The sequence below is a fragment of the Sulfitobacter sp. 1A13421 genome (assembly GCF_043557285.1).
GTDB classification, from domain to species: Bacteria; Pseudomonadota; Alphaproteobacteria; order Rhodobacterales; family Rhodobacteraceae; genus Sulfitobacter; species Sulfitobacter faviae.
On record NZ_JBIFFQ010000024.1, the window covers coordinates 1 to 2,436 of the forward strand.

Here is a 2,436-nt window from a genome sequence, read left to right on the forward strand (position 1 = left end):
GCCCCATAAATTGTCACTGAGAATTGACCCATGTGAACACACTTCCCCGACGTTTTTGGTTGGGGGGATTTGGAGTGATCGACATGGGATTTTTGAGTGTCATTCGACGCTGGGCATTGCGTGACAAAATGCCAATCAGGGAGATTGCCCGGCGGACGGGTTTGTCTCGGAACACGATCAAGAAGTATCTGCGTGAAGGAGCGGTGGAACCGAGGTTCAAGACGCCCAAGCGTCCAAGCAAGCTGGACCCCTACGCGGATTGGCTGTCAGCCTGGCTTTTAATCCAGACGCGGAAGTCACGCAAAGAGCGGCGGACAGTGAAGCAAATGCATGCTGATCTGGTGAAGCTGGGATATAATGGTTCCTATGAACGCGTGGCAGCTTTCGCCCGGGCATGGCGTGAAGATCGGCATCGAGCGGAACAGACGACGGGGCGCGGCACCTACGTGCCTTTGGTGTTCGAGCCCGGCGAAGCCTTCCAATTCGATTGGAGCGAGGACTGGGCCAACATCGGCGGTGAGCGCGTCAAACTTCAGGTCGCGCATATCAAACTGTCACACAGCCGCGCTTTCTTGGTGCGGGCCTACCCGCTGCAAACGCACGAGATGCTGTTTCACGCCCACTGGCATGCATTCCGCGTCTTCGGCGGCGTGCCTGGTCGCGGGATCTATGACAATATGAAGACCGCCGTTGATCGTGTGGGCAAAGGCAAGCAGCGGGACGTCAATGCACGCTTCAAGGCTATGGCCAGCCACTACGTGTTTGAGCCCGAGTTCTGCAATCCAGCCGCAGGTTGGGAGAAAGGCCAGGTTGAGAAGAATGTGCAGGATGCGCGCAACCGCATGTGGCAGGTCATGCCGGTCTGCGCCGATCTGGCAGAGCTGAACCAATGGCTTGAAGATCGCTGTATCGCCCTTTGGGCAGAGACACCGCACAAGGCTTTGCCGGGGTCCATCGCTGACGTGTGGGAGGCCGAGAAGCCTACGCTGATGGCACTGCCGCCGGCATTCGATGGCTTTATCTAACACAGTAAGCGTGTGTCACCCACATGCCTGATCACGTTCGAACGCAATCGCTACAGCGTTCCCGCCAGTTTTGCGAACCGCCGTGTCAGTTTGCATGTCTATCCCGAACGGCTGGTCGTGGTCGCTGAAGGGCAAACGGTTTGCGAGCATGCGCGGATCATCGAGCGATCTCATCGCAAGCCCGGCAAAGTCATCTATGACTGGCGCCACTATCTCGCTGTTATCCAACGCAAACCGGGCGCACTTCGGAATGGTGCGCCGTTCACGGAGATGCCGAATGCCTTCCGTCAATTGCAGGATCACATGCTGCGCAAAGAAGGCGGTGACCGAGAGATGGTCGACGTTCTGTCTCTGGTCCTTCAGCACAACGAAGAGGACGTTTTGTGCGCAGTGGAGCTGGCACTTGAAGCGGGCGTCCCCACCAAGACGCACATCCTGAACCTGTTGCATCGATTGATCGACCGCAGACCGACAGATCACCCCGAGGTCGATCCGCCGGACGCACTGGCATTGCAGACAACGCCAGAGGCCAACGTCGATCGCTATGACGGGTTGCGACAGACTGAGGAGAAGCGCCATGCGTCATGACCCAGCAGGAGCCTCTATCGTGATCATGCTACGCAGTCTCAAGCTGTACGGCATGGCAAATGCGATTGAAGACTTGGTCGCCCAGGGCGCGCCAGCGTTCGAAGCTGCCACACCAATGCTGTCACAGCTGCTCAAGGCCGAGATCGCCGAACGCGAGGTACGGTCTATCGCCTACCACACGAAGGTCGCCCGCTTCCCCGCATACAAAGACCTCACCGGCTTTGACTTTGCGTCCAGTGAGATCAACGAGGCAACAGTCCGACAGTTGCATCGGTGCGAGTTCATTGAAGCGACTGAAAATGTCGTGCTGATCGGCGGCCCCGGAACCGGCAAAAGCCATACTGCTACAGCAATTGGTGTGCAGGCGATCGAGCATCACAGGCGAAAGGTCCGCTTCTTCTCGACCGTGGAATTGGTTAATGCACTGGAGCAAGAGAAAGCGCTTGGAAAGGCTGGGAAACTGGCTGAGATGCTGACCAAGGTCGATTTGGTTATCTTAGACGAACTTGGCTACCTGCCGTTCAGTTCATCTGGAGGGGCACTGCTCTTTCATCTGCTTAGTAAGCTGTATGAGCGCACCAGCGTTATTATTACCACCAACCTCAGCTTCTCAGAGTGGGCGCAGGTCTTTGGAGACGCAAAGATGACCACCGCTCTCTTGGATCGGCTTACCCACCGCTGCCACATCCTCGAGACTGGAAACGATAGCTACCGCTTCAAGGCCAGCGCTGAGGCTGCAAAGAAAACAGGAAAGGAGACCAAAACATTGACCGCGTCATAAACCACGACGCATAACTGAGGGTGGGTCAAATCTCGGTGAAAA

Annotated in this window: 1 protein-coding gene and 1 pseudogene; both read left to right on the top strand. The window is 56.7% G+C overall.

Annotated elements, in window-relative coordinates:
* Positions 1–83: 83 nt before the first annotated feature.
* Positions 84–1,613, top strand: a pseudogene (istA, locus tag ACGYLI_RS18040) (IS21 family transposase).
* On the top strand, positions 1,603–2,394 hold the full coding sequence (gene istB / locus ACGYLI_RS18045; RefSeq protein ID WP_394420169.1) for an IS21-like element helper ATPase IstB: 792 nt from the start codon (positions 1,603–1,605) through the stop codon (positions 2,392–2,394). The pseudogene istA and the gene istB overlap by 11 nt, the downstream one beginning before the upstream one ends.
* Positions 2,395–2,436: the final 42 nt, after the last annotated feature.

What these genes read in the sequence shown, in the direction of transcription:
- istB (WP_394420169.1), top strand. Translation starts at nt 1,603, where the DNA reads ATGCGTCATGACCCAGCAGGAGCCTCTATCGTGATCATGCTACGCAGT.